Origin of the sequence: Shewanella sp. JNE2 (genome assembly GCF_023159115.1) — a bacterium.
Lineage (GTDB): Bacteria > Pseudomonadota > Gammaproteobacteria > Enterobacterales > Shewanellaceae > Shewanella > Shewanella putrefaciens.
Genome location: NZ_CP096169.1, coordinates 896262 through 918395 on the forward strand (window position 1 = coordinate 896262; position 22134 = coordinate 918395).

20 protein-coding genes are annotated in these 22134 nt (G+C 45.1%); 9 read left to right on the top strand and 11 right to left on the bottom strand.

Translation table 11 applies throughout. The features are described from left to right. Positions 1-16: 16 nt before the first annotated feature. The 5 genes from MZ182_RS04095 to MZ182_RS04115 form a co-directional block, all read right to left on the bottom strand. The gene (locus MZ182_RS04095) at positions 17-724 is read right to left on the bottom strand and encodes a TatD family nuclease-associated radical SAM protein (protein WP_011918753.1); all 708 of its coding nucleotides are present in this window, start codon (positions 722-724) and stop codon (positions 17-19) included. A 175-nt stretch (positions 725-899) separates the two neighbouring features. Continuing rightward, a complete protein-coding gene (locus MZ182_RS04100) occupies positions 900-4091 on the bottom strand; it encodes an efflux RND transporter permease subunit (RefSeq protein ID WP_248066335.1) in 3192 nt (1063 codons plus the stop codon). Continuing rightward, complete coding sequence (locus MZ182_RS04105) at positions 4091-5302, bottom strand: efflux RND transporter periplasmic adaptor subunit (RefSeq protein ID WP_011790549.1); 1212 nt, start codon at positions 5300-5302, stop codon at positions 4091-4093. The genes MZ182_RS04100 and MZ182_RS04105 overlap by 1 nt, the downstream gene beginning before the upstream one ends. Positions 5303-5667: 365 nt before the next feature. Further along, entirely contained in the window at positions 5668-6927 is a 1260-nt protein-coding gene (srmB, locus tag MZ182_RS04110; protein ID WP_011790548.1) for an ATP-dependent RNA helicase SrmB, read from the bottom strand. Positions 6928-7040: 113 nt separating this feature from the next. After that, positions 7041-7757, bottom strand: a complete 717-nt coding sequence (locus tag MZ182_RS04115; RefSeq protein ID WP_011790547.1) for a tRNA1(Val) (adenine(37)-N6)-methyltransferase — start codon at positions 7755-7757, stop codon at positions 7041-7043. A 519-nt stretch (positions 7758-8276) separates the two neighbouring features. Here MZ182_RS04115 and brnQ point away from each other — a divergent pair. The 6 genes from brnQ to MZ182_RS04145 all read left to right on the top strand — a co-directional run bounded on the left by brnQ (position 8277) and on the right by MZ182_RS04145 (position 14177). Next, a complete protein-coding gene (gene brnQ / locus MZ182_RS04120; protein WP_248066338.1) occupies positions 8277-9692 on the top strand; it encodes a branched-chain amino acid transport system II carrier protein in 1416 nt (471 codons plus the stop codon). 88 nt (positions 9693-9780) lie between these two features. Beyond that, positions 9781-10683 (top strand): site-specific tyrosine recombinase XerD, encoded by a 903-nt coding sequence (xerD, locus tag MZ182_RS04125; RefSeq protein ID WP_248066341.1) that lies wholly within the window; start codon positions 9781-9783, stop codon positions 10681-10683. Positions 10684-10816: 133 nt separating this feature from the next. After that, a complete protein-coding gene (gene dsbC, locus MZ182_RS04130) occupies positions 10817-11542 on the top strand; it encodes a bifunctional protein-disulfide isomerase/oxidoreductase DsbC (RefSeq protein ID WP_248066344.1) in 726 nt (241 codons plus the stop codon). A 93-nt stretch (positions 11543-11635) separates the two neighbouring features. Beyond that, positions 11636-13360 carry a single-stranded-DNA-specific exonuclease RecJ gene (recJ, locus tag MZ182_RS04135; protein ID WP_248066347.1) on the top strand — a complete coding sequence of 575 codons (1725 nt, stop codon included), beginning with the start codon at positions 11636-11638 and terminating at the stop codon, positions 13358-13360. A 23-nt stretch (positions 13361-13383) separates the two neighbouring features. After that, positions 13384-13713, top strand: coding sequence for a hypothetical protein (locus MZ182_RS04140; RefSeq protein WP_011790542.1), 330 nt, complete (start codon positions 13384-13386; stop codon positions 13711-13713). Positions 13714-13748: 35 nt separating this feature from the next. Next, positions 13749-14177: a GNAT family N-acetyltransferase gene (locus MZ182_RS04145; protein ID WP_011918757.1), complete on the top strand. Its 429-nt coding sequence runs from the start codon at positions 13749-13751 to the stop codon at positions 14175-14177. 68 nt (positions 14178-14245) lie between these two features. Here the strand turns inward: MZ182_RS04145 and ahpF are convergent, their stop codons facing one another. The 4 genes from ahpF to MZ182_RS04165 all read right to left on the bottom strand — a co-directional run bounded on the left by ahpF (position 14246) and on the right by MZ182_RS04165 (position 19255). Then, positions 14246-15817, bottom strand: coding sequence for an alkyl hydroperoxide reductase subunit F (gene ahpF, locus MZ182_RS04150; RefSeq protein ID WP_248066349.1), 1572 nt, complete (start codon positions 15815-15817; stop codon positions 14246-14248). A gap of 110 nt (positions 15818-15927) precedes the next feature. Further along, on the bottom strand, positions 15928-16497 hold the full coding sequence (ahpC, locus tag MZ182_RS04155) for an alkyl hydroperoxide reductase subunit C (RefSeq protein WP_011790538.1): 570 nt from the start codon (positions 16495-16497) through the stop codon (positions 15928-15930). 368 nt (positions 16498-16865) lie between these two features. Continuing rightward, the gene (locus tag MZ182_RS04160; RefSeq protein ID WP_011790537.1) at positions 16866-18422 is read right to left on the bottom strand and encodes a leucyl aminopeptidase; all 1557 of its coding nucleotides are present in this window, start codon (positions 18420-18422) and stop codon (positions 16866-16868) included. 89 nt (positions 18423-18511) lie between these two features. Continuing rightward, complete coding sequence (locus MZ182_RS04165) at positions 18512-19255, bottom strand: spermidine synthase (protein ID WP_011790536.1); 744 nt, start codon at positions 19253-19255, stop codon at positions 18512-18514. Positions 19256-19358: 103 nt separating this feature from the next. Here MZ182_RS04165 and MZ182_RS04170 point away from each other — a divergent pair, with 103 nt between their 5' ends. The 3 genes from MZ182_RS04170 (at position 19359) to MZ182_RS04180 (ending at position 20917) form a co-directional block, all read left to right on the top strand. Then, positions 19359-19904 (top strand): mechanosensitive ion channel family protein, encoded by a 546-nt coding sequence (locus MZ182_RS04170; protein WP_011790535.1) that lies wholly within the window; start codon positions 19359-19361, stop codon positions 19902-19904. Between the two features lie 16 nt (positions 19905-19920). After that, positions 19921-20364, top strand: coding sequence for a hypothetical protein (locus MZ182_RS04175; RefSeq protein WP_011918760.1), 444 nt, complete (start codon positions 19921-19923; stop codon positions 20362-20364). 91 nt (positions 20365-20455) lie between these two features. After that, positions 20456-20917, top strand: a complete 462-nt coding sequence (locus MZ182_RS04180; protein WP_011918761.1) for a hypothetical protein — start codon at positions 20456-20458, stop codon at positions 20915-20917. Positions 20918-21055: 138 nt separating this feature from the next. Here the strand turns inward: MZ182_RS04180 and MZ182_RS04185 are convergent, their stop codons facing one another. Both MZ182_RS04185 and MZ182_RS04190 read right to left on the bottom strand, forming a co-directional pair. Then, positions 21056-21343 (bottom strand): hypothetical protein, encoded by a 288-nt coding sequence (locus tag MZ182_RS04185; RefSeq protein WP_011790532.1) that lies wholly within the window; start codon positions 21341-21343, stop codon positions 21056-21058. Between the two features lie 51 nt (positions 21344-21394). Further along, on the bottom strand, positions 21395-22132 hold the full coding sequence (locus MZ182_RS04190) for a dienelactone hydrolase family protein (RefSeq protein WP_248066352.1): 738 nt from the start codon (positions 22130-22132) through the stop codon (positions 21395-21397). Between the last annotated feature and the right edge of the window lie 2 nt (positions 22133-22134).

Genomic DNA, 22134 nt, shown 5'->3' on the forward strand with positions numbered 1-22134 from the left:
GATTGATGCTATTCATTTATCCAAGCGCGCCTAAGATTCTGTGTTTGAAATCACAACCATTTGCGAGTACCTGTTCACGGCAGAGATCAATATCTACCCCCTCTAATCCTTCAATCGCAGACACTTGTACTGTTTCGATATAATGGGGGGCTAGGGCAATAAAAGCATTTACAGCATGGTAGGAATCAGCCAATTTGGGGCGGCAATGTTGGTTATAGGCAGCCTCATTATCCGCATTAAGCGAAATCGATAAGCTGTCTACACATTCGGCTAATTCGGGCAAAATATTACGGCGGTGAACGAGATTACCTAGGCCATCAGTATTGACTCGTACTCGGCCACCCCTTTGTTTGATCTCTTTGGCTACGGCAATAAGGGTCGGTAGATTTAATGTGGGTTCCCCGTAACCGCAGAAGACATATTCCTCAAAATCATGGACATTGCCTAACAATGGGATAATTTCTTCTGGCTTTGGCTGGTGGGTTAAAGCGAGTTGATATTCATGGATCTGCTTACTGCCATTATGTTTTGGACAGAAAACACAACGTAGGGTGCAGCGCCCGGTTATATTGAGATAGCGGCTCTTGCGAATATCGTAGACTAAGGTTTCAGTCGCACAGGTTTCATTTGTGCACACTTCTTGGGTGACATGACCATTAGGTAGGGTCTCGGTGGCTTTTATATGAGCCTCGTTCTTACTCTTGGAAGGGACTGAATTCGGCATAATATACGTTCTATTTGCTGATGCGATAACTTATGGAGAGTTTAACGAAAGCCCTTTAGGATAACTGCCACGTAGATCGCAACTTTAGTTTTCATAAAACACTGTTAGATATAAGTTCAACAGCATTTGCATAAAAAAAGAGAGCTAAGGCTCTCTTTTTTCTAGGACATTCCTGTTATCGCTTTTCGTTTAGGGACTTAAACTCCACCGTGTGAGTGCCTGCCGTGTCTATATGCATATCTTCAGCTTTTTTAGGACGCCACCACCAGTGGAAAAATCGACTACCGGTACGTTTAGCATCATCAAGAATGATATAGAGCAGCGGGACTAAGATCAGTGTTACGACTGTCGAAAATAAGATACCAAAGGCGAGAGAGGTTGCCATTGGGATCACTATTTGTGCCTGTAAACTGCGTTCGAGAATAATGGGCACGAGTCCAACGAAGGTCGTGAGTGATGTCAGAATAATTGCCCTAAAGCGATAGCAGCCAGAGTCGATTGCCGCCTGTCTGACCGAAAGCCCTTGCTCCCGCGCTCTGTTAACAAAGTCGACCAAAATCAATGAGTCGTTTACGACCACTCCCGCCAGTGCCACTATGCCACAAAGGCTTAATACGCTCATTGCGAGCCCTTGGACTAAATGACCAAAGAGTGCTCCGATAATCCCAAAGGGGATGACCGACATGATGATAAGTGGTTGGCTGTAGGACTTGAGCGGCACTGCCATCAAAGCATAAATGGTGAACAGGGCAAAGAAAAAGCCCTGTATTAACCCCACCATGGCATTTTGCTCATCCAAGCTGCCGCCATCTAATGCCGTTTGAATTTTGGGATACTTGGCCTGCAATTGTGGCAGGTAATCTTTTTGAATTTCCTGTACCACCTTGGAAGGTTCAACTTTGTTTTTATTGGCATTTGCCGTGATAGTAATGGCTCTTTTACCATCTACACGGGTGATAGAGGCATAGGAGTCTCCCTTTTCAATTTGTGCCACAGTGGAAAAGGGGACTGATGCGCCTTGTGGAGTACGGATCAGCATATTCTCCAAATAGCCGACGGTTCGACGCTGCTCTAATGGGTAGCGCACCATGACTTTAATTTCTTCTTTATTACGTAAAATACGTTGTGCCTCATAGCCATAAAACCCATAACGTACCTGACGAGCTAAATCGGAAAGTGTTAAGCCAAGGGCTTCGGCTTCTGGGCGTATTTTTAAGCGAATCTCGTGGCTACCCGATGAGAAGTTGTCTGCAATATCATATACACCTTCATAGGTTGCCAGCTTTTGTTTGAGATCGCGCGATGCTGCGGATAACTCTTCGAGATCCGTTGAGGTTAATCTAAAAGAAATATCCCCACCGCCACCAGCATTAGTACTGGCATCAAAATTCAGCTTTTTAACGGATAGCAGTTCAGGGAGCTGTTCACGCCAAGCGGCCGCAATGGTAACACCATCAACTTCTCTATCTTCACCCTTGGTGAGTTCGGCAAAGATAAATGCTGAAGTGCGAGAACTCATATTGATAAAGCTATGTTTGACAACTTGATAGCCGTTTTCTTTCTCCATCTTGGCATTCATTTGATACAGCGCTTCTTCAATGCTCTGCACCACTTTCAGAGTGTTTTGCTCGGAGCTACCTTCGTCCATTTCAAGCTGAACTTGAATAAAATCAGATGGAATATCGGGGAAGAAGACCCAACGCACTTTACCGCTCGCGACGAGGGCAATGGATAAAATCAATACTCCAATAAAGGCGGCGACGACGTTATAGCGGTGCTTGATACAAAACTCGAGAAAATGACGATAATGGTGGTGAATAAAGTGTTGTACACCGTTGTTAAATTTTGCCTTGAAACGCCCAAATGCTCCCCTAGGCTCACCCGGTTTTTTAAACTTCATATGTGCTAAATGCGCAGGAAGAATAAATTTAGATTCGACTAAGGAGAATGCAAGGCACATGATTACTACCATGCCGATAGATTTCCAAATGATCCCCATAGGACCCGAAACTAGCAACATAGGAATAAAGGCTGCGATTGTAGTTAATACCCCAAAGGTCGCTGGCATAGCGACTTTTTGGGCACCACGGATCACATGATCGATTGAGTGGCCGTGGCGTTCCACTTCACTGTATGCGCTCTCTCCAATAACAATGGCATCATCCACCACAATCCCGAGTACAAGGATAAAGGCGAATAGGGTCAACATGTTGATGGTCATAGAGAAAGGTTCTAGCGGCATGATGAGCATAGTGCCGAGGAAGCACACTGGTAGTCCCACCATCACCCAGAATGCCAGTTTCAGATCGAGGAACAAGGCCAAGATAAGAAAAACCAGCAAAGCGCCGTAGAACATGTTTGACATCATCATATTTAAACGGCCTTGGAGGTAATGGGTCATATCCCCCCAAGTGTCGAGCTGTGCATTCGCTGGCAGTGTAGCGCGTCGGTTCTCGACATATTGTTTAACTTGGGCAGCAATATCTAAGGCGTTTTGATCATCAATACTGATGACTTCGATAATGGCTGCGGGTTTGCCATTAAAGCGGGTGTATTCCAAGCGTTCTTCAAAATCGTCTTTGATTGTTGCCACTTGGGGCAACATCACTCGACTGCCATCGGCGCGGGTGGTCAGCACTATATTGGCAAAGTCATCCCCCGTGTAGGCTTGGCCTTTAGTACGCAGCAGAATATCGCCATCCTCGGCACGAATCGAACCGCCGGGCAAATCGATGGATGAATTTTGTACTGCTAGTGCGACCTGTGAGAAGGTTAGGCCATATTCACGTAACTTATCCTCAGAGACTTCGATACTGATTTCATAATCTCGAACTCCAGTGACTTTGGCGCGGGTCACGGCAGGCAATTGAGTTAAATCGTCACGAACCGATTTAGCTAATTCCTTCATATCATGCAGTGTCATATCGCCATAAACAGATACCCAAATAACGTTATTTTCGGGTTTGATCTGATAAATATTGGGTTTTTCGATATTCACAGGGAAGGTGGAGATAGCATCTAGCCTAAGTTTGGCCTCGTCTAAGACGTTTTGTACATCGTAGCCATCTTCAACTTCGATGGTAATTGATCCTACACCTTCACTGGCAACCGAAGTCACCTTCTTAATGCCGTTGATATCTTGGATGGCTTCTTCAATTTTGATATTGATGCCTTCTTCAATTTCCTGAGGGGCAGCGCCTGGGTATGCGACAGAAATACTCAGTAAATTCAGGTTGAATGAAGGAAATACTTCCTTATTGATCAGTACGGTACTAAAAAGGCCGCCAATCAGTAGCGCCCACATCAAAAGGTTAGCTGCCACACTGTTTCGGGCAAACCAAGCGATAATCCCTTTTGGAGTCTCCATTATTTGACTCCAGTAGCGGCAAGGCTGGACTCTGGCGTATCATCTTTAGGCACGCTAACGGGTAATGCCGCTTCGCCTAGCACCTTAACCAATTGGCCATTAGCCATAGTGTTTGAGTGGCTTGTGGCAACCCGTTCACCGGTTTTTAAGCTGTCTTTGATATAGACATTTTCTAAATCGCTGCGGACGACATTAACATGGCGCATTTCAACGATATTTTTATCATCAATCAGGACCACTTGGTCGTTGCGAACCACATGCCTTGGCAGTTTGACTATGCCATCGACTGTGCGACCTTTAATCACGGCATTGACAAAACTGCCGTATTTTAACGGTAAACTGCCGGCGATTTTCTGCTCACGTAAGTAAGGATCTTTAATCTCTGCGACCAAGTAAACCATACGATTTTCTGCATCGATCACGCCTTCACTACGAATGATATTCCCTGACCAAGTATTTTCTTTACCTGCGAGTGAGGCACTTAAGGTCACTTCAGTATCTGGATTATCGACGGACTCTAAATAGGCAAGATCGTCATTAGAAATCGGTAAGCGGATTTCGGCAATGCGTGTGTCGTACAGTTCACCTAGGTTTGTCCCTAGACTAACGTATTGACCTAAATCGACGTTTCTGGCTTTGATTATGCCATCAAAGGGAGCTCGGATAACGGTGCGTTCAAGATTACGTTGTGCACGTGCCAATGCCGCTTGGGCGTATTTCACATTAGCTTGTTCTTTTTTGAGTTGCGGAATACGTAAACCTAACTCGGGCGGTAACCCTTTGTCATAGCCCTTGAACTCAATTTTAGCGACTTCACCACGGGCAATTTCTTCATTCAATGCAGCAGTGGCTTGTGCCAGTGTCGCTTCTGCTTGCATTAAATCGGCTTCATAATCAGAGGGTTCGATTTGAGCCAATTGATCGCCTTTCTTGACAATGCCACCTGCAACAAAGTGAGGCGAAATGGTGAGCATTCTGCCTTGAACCTCAGTGACTAACTGGGTTTTATACTTAGGTGTTACAACGCCATAGGAAGGCAGGTTTAACGATACCGTTTGCTGTTCAACTTTGATCACATCAACGATAGGGATGGGGATTTCTTCAGGCTTTTGTTCAGGCGCCTCCTTTGTTTTCATCAACAAGGCTGCGCCAACAACAAATAGCAGCAGAATAAAAAAAGGAGACAGTCTCCGTAGTAGAGTTTTCATCATGTTATGGCAATATCCATGCTAAATAGCGTAATGGGCTTAAAGTATCAGAGTCTGACCTACCAATAAATTTATTTTTGTAAACTAAATGTGTCTAAAACTGATGTGGGGACACATATACTGATTATGTATTAGCATTTGAGCGAAAATTAGAGCGATAAAGTGTCGGAAGGTTCAGTTAGATAATTGGAAACTATTGAAATAATAAATAATACCTACTGAGGGCAATAGCGCTAAATCAGCCGTATTTCATTCTCTATATTCTGATATTAAAGGGCGTAGCCAACCCAATTAATGAGTAGAGTTAAATGTAAGTAATAAAAAAGCCGCATTTCAGCGGCTTTAGTTTAACTATTTTAAGTCATGTATTACTTCTTTTTGCGGGCGATTTTACTCGCTTTCTTGGCCGCTTCTTTTTTGCTTGTTTTCTTTGCAGCTTCTTTCGCTTTCACTTTGGCTTTTTTCTTGCCCGGTGTGCGCGCTTCTTTATTCTTTGGACGTAACTCTTCAATCACTCGGCGTTTTAATGGTTGCTCAATATAACGCTCGATTTTACCGACGATACGCATATCGTGGGCTTCGGCAAGCGAAATTGCAGTACCTTTGGCGCCAGCGCGGCCAGTTCGACCAATTCGGTGAATATAGGTATCGGCAGAGCGAGGCATATCAAAGTTGATCACATGAGTAATGTCGTCGATATCGATACCGCGGGCGGCAACATCGGTTGCGAGCAATACGTTGACTTCACCTTTAGTAAAGCGACTCAATGCTTGGAAACGTTTCTTTTGTTCCATATCGCCACGCATGAAGGCGCAGGGAATGCCGGCTTTGAGTAACTGGCCTTCTAAGCTAGTGACTATGTCACGGGTTTTTACAAACACAATAGTGCGTTTGACATCTTCTTGGCGCAGCAAATGGCAGAGTAGGGCAAACTTATGCTCTTTATCGTCGGCTAAATGGATCCATTGGTGGATTTTTGCCTTTTCGCTACGGGGCGCATCAACATCGATTTCTATTGGATCTTTTAACACTTCGCGGGCAAAACGCTGCACACCGCCGCCTTCTAAGGTCGCCGAGAACAGCATATTTTGTTTACGACCTTGGGCTTCGAGTGCGATGGCTTGGACGACGGATGAAAATCCCATATCGAGCATACGATCGGCTTCATCGATGATCAGTATGTCAACTTCTTCAGCGCTGAATTTGCCTTTATCTAGGTATTCCATCAAGCGGCCAGGCGTCGCAACCAGAATATCTACGTTCCCTGCCAGCGCTTCTTCCTGCGGTGCGTAGGGAACACCACCAGTAATGATGGCAATATCTAGCCCTTGGTCCGTGGCTAAGTGGCAAGCATAGCGATGAATTTGGCTCGCTAACTCACGGGTGGGGGTGAGAATTAATATGCGTGCTTGGCCCGAAAATCGACGGGGGAAATCGATTAAATGTTGTAGTGCAGGCAGTAAAAAGCTTGCGGTTTTGCCTGTGCCAGTCGGGGCGCGTGCCAGAATATCCCTCTGTTCTAGCGCATAGGGGATAGTTTCTTGCTGAATTGTGGTGGGCGAATGATGCCCCATGGCTTTTAATGACTCGAGTAAACTTGGGTCAAGGTGGAAATCTTCAAATTGCATGCACGGCGTCTCGACGGATAATAGCCGAGCATTATAAAGGTTATGTTGGTTAACTTAAATAACTTATCTATCTCTCCTGTGTTTATCTTCGCGCTTAGTGGTGAATCGCGAGATCAGAGCTTAAGGTAAAAATCTTGGGTTAAGTGCACCATAGCTTGGCTATATTGCCCAGAGGTATCGCGCAGGGTGAGTTCGCTCACTTTAGGCTCAACAGTACGGTGAGTTTGTGCTGTCAGTAGGCATAACACCCGATTGGCCCTTTTGCCTTCAACACTTTTGATATCGACTCTTTCTACCCACTCGAGCCTAGATTGGCTTAGTAAATGATTAAAATTATGTAGGCTTTGTATTGGCAGGATCAAGCTAGCGAGCCCATTGGGTGAGAGGCATTGCTCAATTGCTGCGAGTAATTCGTTAAAGCTTAATTGATCGGTGTGGCGAGCCATCGCTCTTTGGGATAATTGTGCCTGAGGGCCATGCTCAAAATAGGGGGGATTACAGATAATATGATCAAAATAGCCTTGATATTCCTCAGCTTGACTAAGCTGCTGAATACTCCCTTGCACTAAGCGTATCCGCGATGCCCAAGGACTTTGAGCAATATTGTGTTGGCAAGCGATGGCAGCCGTATCGTCTAATTCGATACAAGTAATGTTGGCTTGGCTGCGTTGAGCCGCCATTAAACCCAATATGCCACTACCTGCACCTATGTCTAAGATCTGTTTCGCGTTGGTCAGCGGCGCCCAAGCACCCAAGACTACTGCATCGGTACTGACTGCCATGCCGCAGTTAAGGTCATCGATATGAAACTGTTTGAAAGTAAATGCCATGGGTGATCAGTTTTAGGTTGGATTTCGGATATAAAGTGCGATTGAGTGGCGTATATTCTAAATCCGACTTCGCGTTTTTGGCTAACGCTTTTAAACAGCGGTTATTGTGTATTTTGTATGAATATTCGCGATGCTTCTCGGACAACTTTTACCGATTTCACTTAATTGACTGTTAAATTTATTAGCTTTGTAACCTCAAATTAGCAGTTAGTTAGCATTACTTTACTTTTTTGAGCAAATTCCTCTTGTAAACTTGCATTGGTTTTTCAAGTCTGGTATTAGTTCTGCCCCCATTTTTAATCACTTTTATGGTTAACGGATAGGTAAACGGGTTTCTTGAGGTAAAAATAGGCTATTGCTGCTATTTTTTATTCCATCTTTGTTTATAAACTCGGCTGATATCAGTCATATTTACCACGGAATTGTGTAAACATAGATTTGCACTCCGGATGGGCTTTGTTTTAGCTATAGCTAATCGACACATAATCACTTAAGTTTGTAAAAAAACAATAAGACAAGATGGGGCTTCCAGTGCAAGACAATCAGATGAGTATCGGGGATACATTAGGTTTAGGTTTTATGACCTTTGCGTTTTTTTTAGGGGCGGGAAATTTAATATTCCCACCGTTTGCTGGCATGTTAGCTGGTGAGAATATGCCTCTTGCTATGCTAGGCTTTTTGATTACCGCCGTAGGTTTACCTTTAGTGGGACTCATCGCAGTCGCTAAGGCTCAAGGTAAGGTTATGGCAATGTTGCCAGTATTTGCAGCAACGGCATTGGCGATTGCGATTTATATTATTATTGGTCCTGCATTTGCGGCGCCACGAACAGGTTTAGTGGCTTATGAGATTGGCGCTAAACCTTTTATCGATAACACGACCACAACAATGTTAGTCGGTAATGTTGAGCTTAACCTGTCGCAACTTATCTACACGTTGTGCTTCTTTACAGTCACTATGTTACTCGCGTTGTTTCCTGGCAAGTTGCTTGATAGTGTTGGTAAAGTTCTGACCCCTATTCTACTGTTGTTACTCGTTAGCCTTGCTGCGTCTGTACTTTTTTTACCTGCATCAGATGTAGGGCTGGCCGTGGGGGATTACCAGAAACATCCTTTGACGAAAGGTATTCTGGAAGGCTACAACACCATGGATACTTTGGCCTCACTCATGTTTGGTATGTTGATTATTGATATTTTGCGTAAAAAGGGCATTGAACAGCCGAGTGCGCAGACAAAGCACCTCATTCGCGCCGCCTTTATCGCTGCCGCCGGTCTTGCCTTTGTTTATGTGTCATTGTTCTTTTTAGGTGCGACGGCGGGTGATATTGCCGTAGGCGCTAAAAACGGTGGTGAAATATTAACAAACTATGTTACCCACGAGTTTGGCAGCCTAGGTACTTTGTTGCTGTCGGCTGTGGTGTCTCTGGCCTGCTTAACCACGGCGGTGGGACTTGTGAGTGCATGCTCTGAGTTTTTCAATGAGTTAATGCCAAAGCTTTCTTATCGTTTCTTAGTGGTTGTGTTAAGTGCTATTTGTGCCTTGATTGCTAACGTCGGGCTTTCACAACTGATTAATATCAGTATTCCGGTGTTGATGGCCGTTTATCCTGTGGCGATTGCACTGGTTGCGGTGACGTTCTTAACCGAATATTTTCCACGGCCACAGTTTGCTCACCGTATGACTCTCTCTGTCGCGCTGCTATTTGGTATCTTCGATGGGATGAAAATCGCAGCTAAAAGTCTAAAGGGTGAAGATGGTAAAGGCGTGACGGAAGCGGCGCAGAGCTTTATCGATGTGGTCAGTGGTATGTCACCCACATTGTCGATTTTACCTCTGTATGAAGAGGGGATGGCTTGGTTATTGCCAACCTTAGTGGTGATTGTGTTGTGTTTAATTATTCGTGGTGGCGGTGCAAAAACGGTCACTACGGCATAAACAAAGACGCTGCCAGTAGCGGGTGAATTAAGTTAATATCAACGGCGTATCCTTAATATAAGAATACGCCGTTTTTTATGGAGTATGTGTGCCTAAGACATATCAGAGCGATCCACTTATTGATGCTTTTCTTGATGACCTATGGTCGAGCAAGGGATTGAGTGACAATACGTTGTCTGCCTATCGTACGGATTTACGCCATTTTGATCGCCATCAACAGCGTCATGGCACCACATTGCTTGAGGCTACCGCGGCAGATGTTCGATCCTATTTAGCATTGAGATTAGAACAACATTTTGCGCGCACCAGTAGTGCAAGATTGCTCAGCAGTTTACGACGTTTTTATACCTACTTACTGCTGACTAAACAGATTGCTGCCGATCCTATGGCTTTGATAGAGTCGCCCAAGTTAACGCGTCATTTACCCCATTCGTTAAGCGAATCTCAGGTCGATAGATTGCTGTCTGAGCCCAATGTCGATGATCCTGTTGAATGCCGCGATAAAGCCATGCTCGAACTGTTATATGCAACGGGCTTGAGGGTGAGCGAGCTTGTTGGTTTGACGATGGAGCAGATGAGCCTACGCCAAGGTTTAGTGAGGATTGTGGGCAAAGGTGGCAAAGAGCGTTTAGTGCCACTAGGTGAATTGGCAGTTACAGAGGTGGAAGCCTATTTAAAATTTGCGCGGCAGGAATTACTTGGTCATAAACAATCCGATGTGGTGTTCCCGTCTAACCGTGGGCAGATGATGACGCGGCAAACCTTTTGGCACCGCATTAAACTTTATGCGCTGCGGGCGGGGATTGAAACTGCGCTTTCACCCCACACATTACGCCATGCCTTTGCGACACATTTACTCAACCATGGTGCCGATCTGCGAGTCGTGCAATTGCTTTTGGGTCACAGTGATTTATCAACAACCCAGATTTATACCCATGTTGCACGGGCAAGATTACAGGAGTTGCACCAACAGCATCATCCAAGAGGTTGAATTTAGTTACAGTATAAATTTGCATTCTGTATGGCTTGTCTGTAACTTTTTGCCACCATACAGGGTCTATTGAGTATCTCGAGCTAGAACGGCCCAATATCTCGTTATCGTGACACAATTTATAGGATGTCCCATGAAGTTGACCCCTGCATTATCATTGGTTTTTACACTCCTTGTTGCACCACTCGCCAGCGCAACAACCACCACTTCTCCTGATACTGCTGCGATTAAGCAAAAACTCAGTGAGATGTTAGATGTCGAAGTGATTTCGATGCAGGATGCTCCGGTGGAAGGTTTGTATCAAGCCATGACGAACCGTGGCGTACTTTATATTAGTCGTGATGGCTCAAAGCTATTCCACGGTAATGTATATGATATCGATAAAGGCATGAAAAACCTGACAGAAGCCGCATTAGCGGGCCCACGTATCGCGATGATGAAACCGCTTGAAGATCATATGTTGGTCTACAAAGCCAAAAATGAAAAACATGTCATTACCGTATTTACCGATGTCAGTTGTGGTTATTGCCGTAAGTTACATAGCCAAATGGATGAATATAATAAGCTAGGTATTACAGTACGTTATTTAGCTTTTCCGCGCGCGGGTGTGCCTTCGGCTAATGCAGATGAGATGCAGGCTATCTGGTGTGCTAAAGATCCATTAAAAGCCATGACGAATGCCAAAGCGGGTCAAACAGTGCCAGCTGCCACCTGTGATGCTAAAATTGCCGAGCAATATGCATTAGGCACAAGTTTTGGTGTTAATGGTACACCAGCGATGATCCTAGCCGATGGCAGTATGATCCCAGGTTATCAACCACCTGAAGATTTATTACGCACCTTAGATATGCGCCAATAATTCGAATCAGGGTAAATTTATCCCACGAAAGGTGAGCTTAAAACTCACCTTTTTGTTATCTTATTGCCACGATTTAATGAGAGTTTGAGTCCCTTGATCCATAAGATAGTCCGTCGCCCAACCGTTGATGACAGTCATTTACCCGTCCATCTTCCACCTCTGTTAAAACAGCTTTATGCTCGCCGAGGTGTCATGCCCCATGAATGCGAGCTTGCGCTTCAAGGGCTTTTACGCCCAGAAACGATGAAAGGCTTGATTGAGGCCGCAGCCATTATTGCTGATGCGATGCAGGCGAATAAGTCGATTTTAATCGTGGGTGACTTTGATGCCGACGGTGCAACATCAACGAGTGTGTGTATGTTAGCGCTACGGATGATGGGCGCTCTGAAAGTGGATTATTTGATCCCCAATCGCTTTGATTATGGTTATGGACTCAGCCCTGAAATTGTCGCGGTTGCCGCCTCGAAACAGGCTGAACTATTAATTACAGTTGATAATGGTATTTCCTCAATAGAAGGTGTTGCAGCGGCTAAAGCCTTTGGTATGCAAGTGATTATTACCGACCATCATTTACCCGGCCATGAATTACCGGCTGCCGATGCGATAGTGAACCCTAACCAACCGGGCTGTCCATTTGCCAGTAAATCAATCGCGGGGGTTGGCGTTGCCTTTTATTTGATGACAGCACTAAGGGCAGAATTGCGGACGCGAAACTGGTATCAATCCCGCGGCATCGCTGAGCCCAATTTAGGCACACTGCTCGATGTTGTCGCCCTAGGCACTGTTGCCGATGTGGTATCACTCGATGTCAATAATCGTATTTTAGTCGAAGCGGGTTTACAGCGTGTGCGAGCGGGTCGTTGCCGTGTAGGGATTACCGCGCTGCTTGAGGTGGCTAAGCGAAATCCGGCGCGCATTGTCGCATCTGACTTTGGTTTTGCCGTGGGGCCTAGGCTTAATGCTGCGGGTCGTCTCGATGAAATGGCCTTAGGGGTCGAAACGCTACTCTGCGAAGATATAATGTACGCTCGGCGCATGGCCGCAGAGCTTGATGGGTTAAACCAAGAGCGTCGCGAGCTGGAAGTTGGTATGCAGCAGGAAGCCTTAAAAAGCCTAGAGCATTTAAAGCTCAACGAAGCTGAATTACCTTGGGGTATCGCCTTATTTCAAGAAGATTGGCATCAAGGCGTTATCGGGATTTTGGCCTCGCGCATTAAAGACAAATATCATAGACCCGTGATTGCCTTTGCCGATGCGGGCAATGGTGAAATTAAAGGTTCGGCGCGTTCGATAAAAGGCTTGCATATGCGCGACTTGCTCGAGTTAGTGAACACTCGCCATCCAGGACTGATTATCAAATTTGGCGGTCATGCAATGGCGGCGGGTTTATCGCTCAAAGCGGGCAGTTTTGCGACATTTGCTAAAGCCTATGATGATGCGGTGCGTGAACAGCTTAAACCTGAGTTATTAACGGGCGAGCTTTGGTCCGATGGGGAACTCACTCCTACAGAGTTGAATCTTGAAATTGCTCAGCTATTGCGTAATGCGGGGCCTTGGGGACAAGCTTTCGAAGAGCCGCTCTTTGATGGTTATTTTAAAATAGTGCAGCAGCGCCTTGTTGGTGAGCGCCACCTTAAGCTTGTGCTCGAAACCCAATGCGGCACTGTGATGCTCGATGCCATTGCCTTTAATGTGGATTTGCACACTTGGCCCGATGCGACAATTAATCATGCTCGAATTGTCTATAAACTCGATGTGAATGAGTATCGCGGCAATTTTTCGCTGCAACTGATGGTTGAACAAATCGAAGCTATGTAAGCCTCAGATGACAAGGAGTTCAGTTGAAATCATTATCTGATAAAAAAATCCGCCAACTACTTAAGCGTTTTGCTTGGATATATGCAGCTTGTCTAAGCATTCCTCTTATATCAACCTTACTCACCTCTAAGGCACAGGGGCAAGTGCTGCTTATCGGGATTTGGCCTGTTGCCTCCTTATTTTATTTTCTCGCTTACCGTCATTTAGCTAAATCATTTCATTTTGAAATCAATCGTCACTTAGCCTTTAGTTATCATGGTGGTGGTACGTTAGCGGGGGCTTTGTATTCGCTAGCTAAATTGGTGTTATTTGCGATGGCTTTTATGCTATTTATCAGTGCAAAACAGACCTAGGTTAAGCGGCATTTATCGATATATTGGAGTGACAAATGGAATACCGAGTCAGTACAGAGCAATCTGAAATGGATTTTGAGGTTATCCATGGTTTTATCAGTAAGAGCTATTGGGCGCAGGGAATACCCAAGGCGCTGTTGCGTACAGCGCTTAGTAACAGTTTATGCTTTGGGGTCTTTGATAAGGATAATCAGCAAGTGGCCTTTGGCCGCTTAATTACCGATAAAGCCACTTTTGCCTACCTTGCCGATGTGTTTGTACTCGGATCCCACCGCGGTTTAGGTTTAAGCAAGTTGATGATGGCAGCAATTATGGAACATCCTGAGCTGCAAGGCTTAAGACGCATAATGCTCGCCACCCGCGATGCCCATGGGCTTTATGCCCAGTTTGGATTTAAAGCGGTCGATGCACCAGAAACCTTAATGCAAATTCGGTTAGAAAATCCTTATCAATGCCTTAGTTGACATCAAAAAATAGCCAGCAAATGCTGGCTATTTTGTTGGCGTTAGCTTTGATGTCTGTTAACGAAGCCTTAAGCTGCTTTGGTCGCGGCGGTCTCTTCATCGCTGTGGCGAATTAAGTAATCAAATGCCCCCAGTGATGCGGTCGCGCCGCTGCCCATGGCGATAATAATTTGCTTAAACGGTGAGTTAGTGACATCACCTGCGGCAAAAATACCTGGGACTGAGGTTTGGCCGCGTTCATCGACGATGATTTCGCCCCTTGGGGTTAATTCCACTGTGCCTTTTAACCATTCCGCATTGGGTACTAGCCCAATCTGCACGAAGATCCCTGCCAGCGCGATATGGTGGCTTTCACCCGTTGCGCGGTCGGTGTAGTTTAGGCCATTCACCCGAGTGCCATCGCTCGTCACTTCAGTGGTCATCGCTTGGGTAATGATTTTAATGTTACCCATAGATGCGGCTTTACGTTGCAGCACATCGTCGGCGCGCAGGGTTTTATCAAATTCCAGTACTGTTACATGTTCTACTATATTTGCTAAATCGATGGCTGCTTCTATACCCGAGTTACCGCCGCCGATCACCGCCACACGCTTGCCTTTAAATAATGGGCCGTCACAGTGTGGGCAGTATGCAACGCCTTTACCACGGTATTCTTTCTCACCGGGGACGTTCATTTCGCGCCAGCGAGCGCCTGTTGCCAGCAATACGGTACGGCTACGTAATTTAGCGCCGCTTGCCAGTTCAAGTTCGAACAAACCGTCAGTCGTCAATGACACGGCTTTTTGATTATCCATGATATCAACTTCATAGTCACGCACATGGGCTTCAAGGTTCGCTACTAGCTTTGGACCTTCGGTCGCTTTGACCGAAATAAAGTTCTCGATAGCCACGGTTTCAGCGACTTGGCCGCCAAACTTGTCGGCAACAATACCAGTGCGAAGTCCTTTACGTGCTGCATAAATGGCTGCTGCTGCGCCAGCGGGGCCGCCGCCAACGACTAAGACTTCGAAGGGGGCTTTTTCATTAATTTCATCGGCCTTGCGGCTGGCTGCATTGGTGTCCAGTTTATTTAAAATCTCACCTATGCTGATGCGACCTGCGGCAAACACTTCGCCATTTAAGTAGACAGAAGGTACGGCCATAATATTACGGCTCGCTACTTCTTCTTGGAATAGGGCACCATCAATCATCACGTTGGTGATATTCGGGTTAATGGCCGCCATCATATTCAGTGCCTGAACTACGTCTGGGCAGTTTTGGCAGGTCAGTGATACATAAGTTTCAAAGGCATATTTGCCCGGCAGATTGCGGATCTGCTCGATGATATCATCGCTCAGTTTGATTGGGTGTCCACCCGTGTGCAGTAAGGCCAGTACGAGTGAGGTAAATTCGTGACCCATAGGCAGACCAGCAAAGCTGATTTGCGTATTAAGTTCTGGGTTTATCACTGTCATCGCCGGGGTGCGTTCGCCCTGAATTTCTTTCAGGCTCACCAGAGAAGATAGGCTGACAATGTCATTAGCTAAACTTTTTAATTCTTGAGACTTTTTGCTCTCATCTGCAGACACGACAAGTTCAACTGGTCTCTTGAGGTTTTGCAGATAGGTTTGCAGTTGATTTTTCAAATTCGCATCTAACATGTGATAACTCCAAAATCGCTAAAAAAGATGAATACGCGGGAGAGGTGCCAATCTAGACCCTTGCAGGGGGGCGGGACTAGATTGGCAAGGTTAACGCTTTGCGGACTAAATTAGATTTTGCCAACGAGGTCTAAAGAAGGTGCTAAAGTTTCGTCACCTGGTTGCCATTTTGCTGGGCAAACTTCGCCATCGTGAGTCGCAACATATTGAGCAGCTTGGATCTTACGAACCAGTTCTTGCGCGCTGCGGCCGATACCTAAATCGTGAATTTCAGCCACTTTGATTTGACCTTCTGGGTTAATCACGAAAGTCCCACGCAGTGCCAAACCATCTTCTTCGATCATCACGCCAAAGTTACGGCTGATAGTGCCCGTTGGGTCAGCCAGCATTGGGAAGTTGATCTTCTTGATGGTGTCTGACGTGTCATGCCACGCTTTGTGAGTGAAGTGTGTGTCAGTTGATACTGAGTAAACTTCAACGCCCATACCTTGCAGTTTTTCGTAGTGATCCGCCATGTCACCTAATTCAGTTGGACAAACGAAGGTGAAGTCTGCTGGATAGAAGAATACAACTGACCATTTACCTAACAGATCTTGTTCAGTTACTGGAACGAACTCACCATTGTGGTAAGCAGTGGCTTTGAATGGTTTGATTGTGCTGTTGATAATTGATTGAGTCATTTTATGCTTCCATTGAGTTGATGATTACTTAAGTTCATAACGAAGACGTTTGCTTGCGTCCCGTTGATGTGGAGCATAGTACCAACTCATATGGAATTAATATAACGGATAAAAACTATCATCCTAATCGATTTAATCGAATATTGATTATTCTGCAGCGAACTTAATCGGTTTTTCCGCGGTGGGCTTGGGTTTGGTGTACCTTGGGTTTGATTTTATTGTGCTTTTGGCTTTTACCAATCGTCTTTTAGTGGGTCATAAATTGCGGATATAAAAAGGGATATCAATGATATCCCTTCAATATAAATACAATTAAAACAAGATACTGAGGTGCTAGGTGCTAGGTGCTAGGTGCTAGGTGCTAGGTGCTAGGTGCTAGGTGCTAGGTTTTCGTTCAGTGCTTTGGGTTGCGTTAACCAAGTGCTGAGTAAGCGCACGCCGTAACCTGTGGCGCCCGCAGGCACAACGGCGGTATCGGTCGCGGTTAAGGCGTTGCCCGCGATATCGAGATGCGCCCAAGGTTGTTCACCAGCGAAATGCTTTAAGAACATAGCTGCAGAGGATGCGCCCGCGCTGCCTTCTTTACCTGTGTTTTTCAAATCGGCAATGGTAGATTTTATTTCATCGCCATAGGCTTGATCTAAAGGTAGGCGCCACACTTTCTCGCCAACCTGTTGACCTGCATAGGTAAGTTGCTGCACCAATGGTTCGGAATCTGTAAATAGGCCAGCGTAAACGCTACCTAATGCGCTCACTTTTGAGCCTGTCAGTGTTGCAACATCAATAATCACCGACGGCTTATAATTTTCGCGGGCATACCATAAGCCATCCGCTAATACTAAGCGGCCTTCTCCATCGGTATTAAGCACTTCAACCGTTAAACCTTGAGCCGTTGTAATCACATCGCCTGGGATCATTGCATGGCCAGATATCATGTTTTCTGCCATGGGCATAATCGCGACCACATTTACAGGCGCTTTTTGAACCGCCATCGCCTTAATGGTGCCCAGTACAGTGGCGGCGCCCGCCATATCAGACTTCATGCGTGCGATGGAAGTGCCTGTCGCTTTAATATTGTAACCGCCAGAATCGAAGGTGATGCCTTTGCCGACTAGCGCAATGGGGGCTTCTTTACTACCGGGCCAGTGGGCGACAACTAACCTAGGTGGACGTTCACTGCCTTTGCCTACCGCCGCTAATGCCCCAAGGTTTAACCGCTCGATATCTTTCGCTTCGAGTACAGTCACCTTTACGCCGAGAGATTTAAGTTTACGCGCTTCGTTGGCGAAACTTTCGGGGTACATGATTCCAGCAGGGGCATTGGTCAGATCGCGCGCTAAAAACACACCAGCTTCAATAGCCTCTAGATTTTTACGGTGTTTTTGGTTGGCACTTAAGTTATCGACTGCGATTTGATAGTTTTTTTCGCTATGGTTGCTAGCCTTGAACTGGGTATAACGGTAACTACGTAGCTCAATACCATGGGCAAGCTCAGAGGCAAATAGTGGTGTAGCACTTAAGCCTTTGGTGAGCACGCGCACACTGGCTTGGGGAACAGTTTCTAGCTTTGCCGCTAGATTTCCACCGATATTATTAATCTCTCCGGGCGTTAAGGATGTGGCATCGCCAATACCCACCAATAATACCCGTTTAGCATCAATTTCACTCGGGACTAAAATCTCTAAAATCTCTCCTTGTTTGCCAGCAAAACTGTTATCTGCTGTGGCGAGATTTAACTGATCTTGGGTCGATTGAGGTAAAAAATCGATACCATAGGTAGTAGAATCTACACTTTGGAATAACACTAATGTATCTGAATTCAGTGAACTACGAGTGTCAAAACTAAAGGTTTCGGCGTTAGCATTGAGAGAGTTAAGGCACGCCAGAGCCATAACGCTTAACATAAATTTGTGCTTATTTTTCATGGTGACAACTCATATCATAGGAGAATGTAAAGAATAACAAAGCTCAGCCTTAGGGTTAACTAATTTACGCTATTTTGCTGATATTAATATTAAATCCAAGGCCCAAATCGTGTCAGTGATCGATCAAGGGCAAAACCCAATTGTTGCGATAAAGATTGAGCATGATTTTTGAGTGCCGAGGTGCCTAATATTTGAGGAGATTGGCTAGCAAAAATCACCCAATTGCCGCCGCCTGTGAGGCAAGCGTTCACATGGGCAAAGTGTTGTTGTAAGTCGGCTAACAACTCGCGATTTTGGCTATGTTCTTTCCAGCAGTTCAGCACTAAATAACCGTTGGGTTTGATGAGGTTAGTGCACTGTTCAAGGAATATTGGCGAAAGCTGCCCTGTTTCAACGCCTTTGGCCGTATAAATATCGGCAAAAATTACATCCACTTTTTTATGATCACCAGCAGCTAAAAAAGCAATAGCATCATCATTGATAAGATTGAGCTTTTTACCTATCGGCAGCTGAAAATAGCGCTTAGCTAACTCAATCACCGCGGGGCGTAATTCCACCGCTGTTAACTTTATTGCCGCGTCGAAATTGCGCAGTGAGTGAATAATTGAGCCGCCGCCTAAACCTAAAACAATAGCGCTCTTGGGCTTACAAAACAGTAAAACCAACAACATGGCTTGCACATAAGTGTGCTGAGGAATATGGGGCGCAGCCTTAAGAATTTTACTCTGCTCATCATTATCCCCAAAAGACAGTATTCGTGAGTCATCGTAATCGAGCACGCGAATTGGGCCAAATGAATCTTGGGTTTCATGTAAGAGGGTAGAATCGACCATAGTGTGTTGTTACTCTGTTTGCTGCTTGGCTTGTTTGCGGGTGGTATAACTGGTTACGCAAAAAAGTTAGAATTCAGACGGTTTCAAAAATTGAGTGGCTATTATGACAAATCAAATCCTGCTTGCCTTTATTTATCTTGCAGTGTTTCTCTTTTTACAGCGTGCGTTAACCCATTGGGTGAGAAAACTCGCGCAAATGAAGCAAGTGAGTGTCGCACGGACCAGTTTGGTGACTCGGTTTATTTCCTATGTGATGTTTTTTATTACGCTGTCTTTGATGGCGGTCTCGCTGGGGCTTGGTTATCAGGATGTATCACTCTTTGTTTCATCGGCGTTTGCGGTGATGGGGGTCGCCTTGGTCGCCCAGTGGTCAATATTGAGTAACTTAACGGCAGGCGTGCTGATTTTTTTCGTATTTCCTTACCGCATTGGCGAGCGTATTCGGGTGGTTGATAAGGATGAAGATATCAGCGGGGTGATTATCGAAATTGCGCTGTTTCACGTGCTTATTCATCGCGACAATGGCGATACCATCACGTATCCCAATAACCTCATGCTGCAAAAGGCAGTGTTAAAGCTCTCAGATCAAAGTCCGCTTGCAGAGCGTCAGGCTTTACTCGAAGGCAAAAAGAAGTTTGATCCTGAGTAACAAAGGATAAAAATACATGGTCAGTGAAGAAGATGTTGGCAAATTGATTGATACTGAACTTTATAGTTCATTACTCGTCTATGCAAAAAAGAATAGCAAAGTAAATGTAAATGAATGTGATCTACCTAAAGTGTTATTAGCCTATGATGCACAAAAAATAAACGCCGCCGAGTTTTCTATTTTAGAGATGGAGAAGATAGTGTCATTGAACGTGCCACTATTTACTCGTTTCTTCGATAAAAAGATTGATACTTTTATTGATGCACCAGATGAGCACGAGAGCAATAATGATGTTATCGCAACACTGCCTTGTTATAAAAATTTCTTGGTGATATACATTATTGAGTTCTGCCTCTTAATTGAAAAGCAAGATGAACTAGAACGTTACCTTAAAAAAATAAGAGTATCAGGCAGCAAAAAATATTCACGAAAATTAAAGGAAATAATGACTGCTTTGTAATTGAGAACAGTCAGAGTAATACGTGTATATAATTTTGGGCAAACTTGATAGATCTGGCCATGGTTGGCAACCTTAGTTATTTGGAGTTCGCATGTTTGCAAAGTCAATAACCATTTTTCCTTTTGGTGATATTTCAGGAAAAGGTCAATCAAAAATCTGGGAAAGGAAGTTAGATATACCTTATTTAGGGGATGGTTTTCTCATACGTATTTGGGGGACAAAAGAGGGGCCAACAGTATCCCAATGTGAGGCATTCGATAAACTCATCAATAATGCAGAGCTGATTAGAAAAGATGCAACTGCTAGGATTATTCATTTCCTTACCTCTTCTGACATTGTTCCTGCAGATATTGAGCTCTCCTCATCCAATGTTTGGGCATTTTTGTTGCCATGCTTGATCGAAGTTCATGCAAATAATGAATACAGCCTTGGTATTGGTAAGCTTGGTACGAATGCCATTTCGATTGGATATGATATTTCTTGGGGTGAAGGTTTTCCCCTTTTACAGATAGGTGTTTTAGATGGCGTTATCGATGAAATATATTCCGAATAGTGATTATCTGAATGTATGACTAGCAGTTTAATATATGAAAGGATGAATCACTAAAATCATAATATTAGTTAAGGTTTTGGTGATTCATTTGATTTTAAAAAGTTAGATCGTTAGGTGTATTGTGGGCAGCCCTAAACGCTATTTTAACGAGGCGATAAAGGCTTCTGACTTTTGGCGGTAGGATTCTTCAAATGCAATGATAGCCGCTATGATACCGGAGCCAAAAAGTACTTGTAGAGAGGGGATAAGTGTTGCTATGCCCACAGTCGACCAAAAGTTAAGACCAAATCCACGTGTCATCCAAAACTGACTCGCTAGGCCAATTAATGAAAGCGCGACGGCTAGCAACGAAACAACGGTTGTTACTCGGGTAATCATTAACAGTAACGCTAAGTTTTTTGAGGATAAATTTTTATAGGGTTTCATTTTTCTACTCTTTCCTTAAGTAGTTAATATCTAGTATGTTTAATTTATGACCTAGTGAAGCACTCTTTGAAAAAAAGCGACCGCTTGCAGGTACATTTGCAGTGCGAGTGCGGGATCATAGCGTTCGCCTTCATCACGCATAAAGGCGTGTTGGGCGTTGACTTCAAGCCAAGTGAAGTTACGGTTCAGCGCCATTAATTGCTGGTGGATTAACACTCGCCCCTCTGGTGATACATGGGGATCTTGCTTGCCGAACACTAACACTAATTCCCCTTGAATATCACCGCTGCGGCTCAGTGAGTCATTGCCGTAAGCGCAGGGTAGAGTGTTGGAGTGAATGTCGGTTGGATAGAGGCAAAATGCACCTAAAATAGCGGGGTTGAGTGCGGCGCGATAGGCTAAGTGGCCGCCAATACACACGCCCATGCTGCCTACTTTGCCATTGCAGTAAGCTTGTTGAGTGGCAAAATCGACTAGGGCTTGGGTGTCGCTATCGTGGTGCTCTAAAGGTTTGGCAAATTTATCGGCGTTGCCTTTGTCTTTACCCGATTCATCATAGGCGAGTACTGTGCCTATGGGGTTGAGTTCATGGAATACTTCAGGCACTAATACGGCAAAACCATGGCCTGCAAGAATCGTGGCGGCGCGAGCGATGGGGGCGGTTTGCTGAAATATTTCGGAATAGAAGATGATACAAGGGAACTGGCCTTGTGCATCAGGGTGGTAGATATAGGTGCGCATCGGGCCGGATGGCGTTGAGATATCTTGAGTTTGCTGAGTTACTAACATAT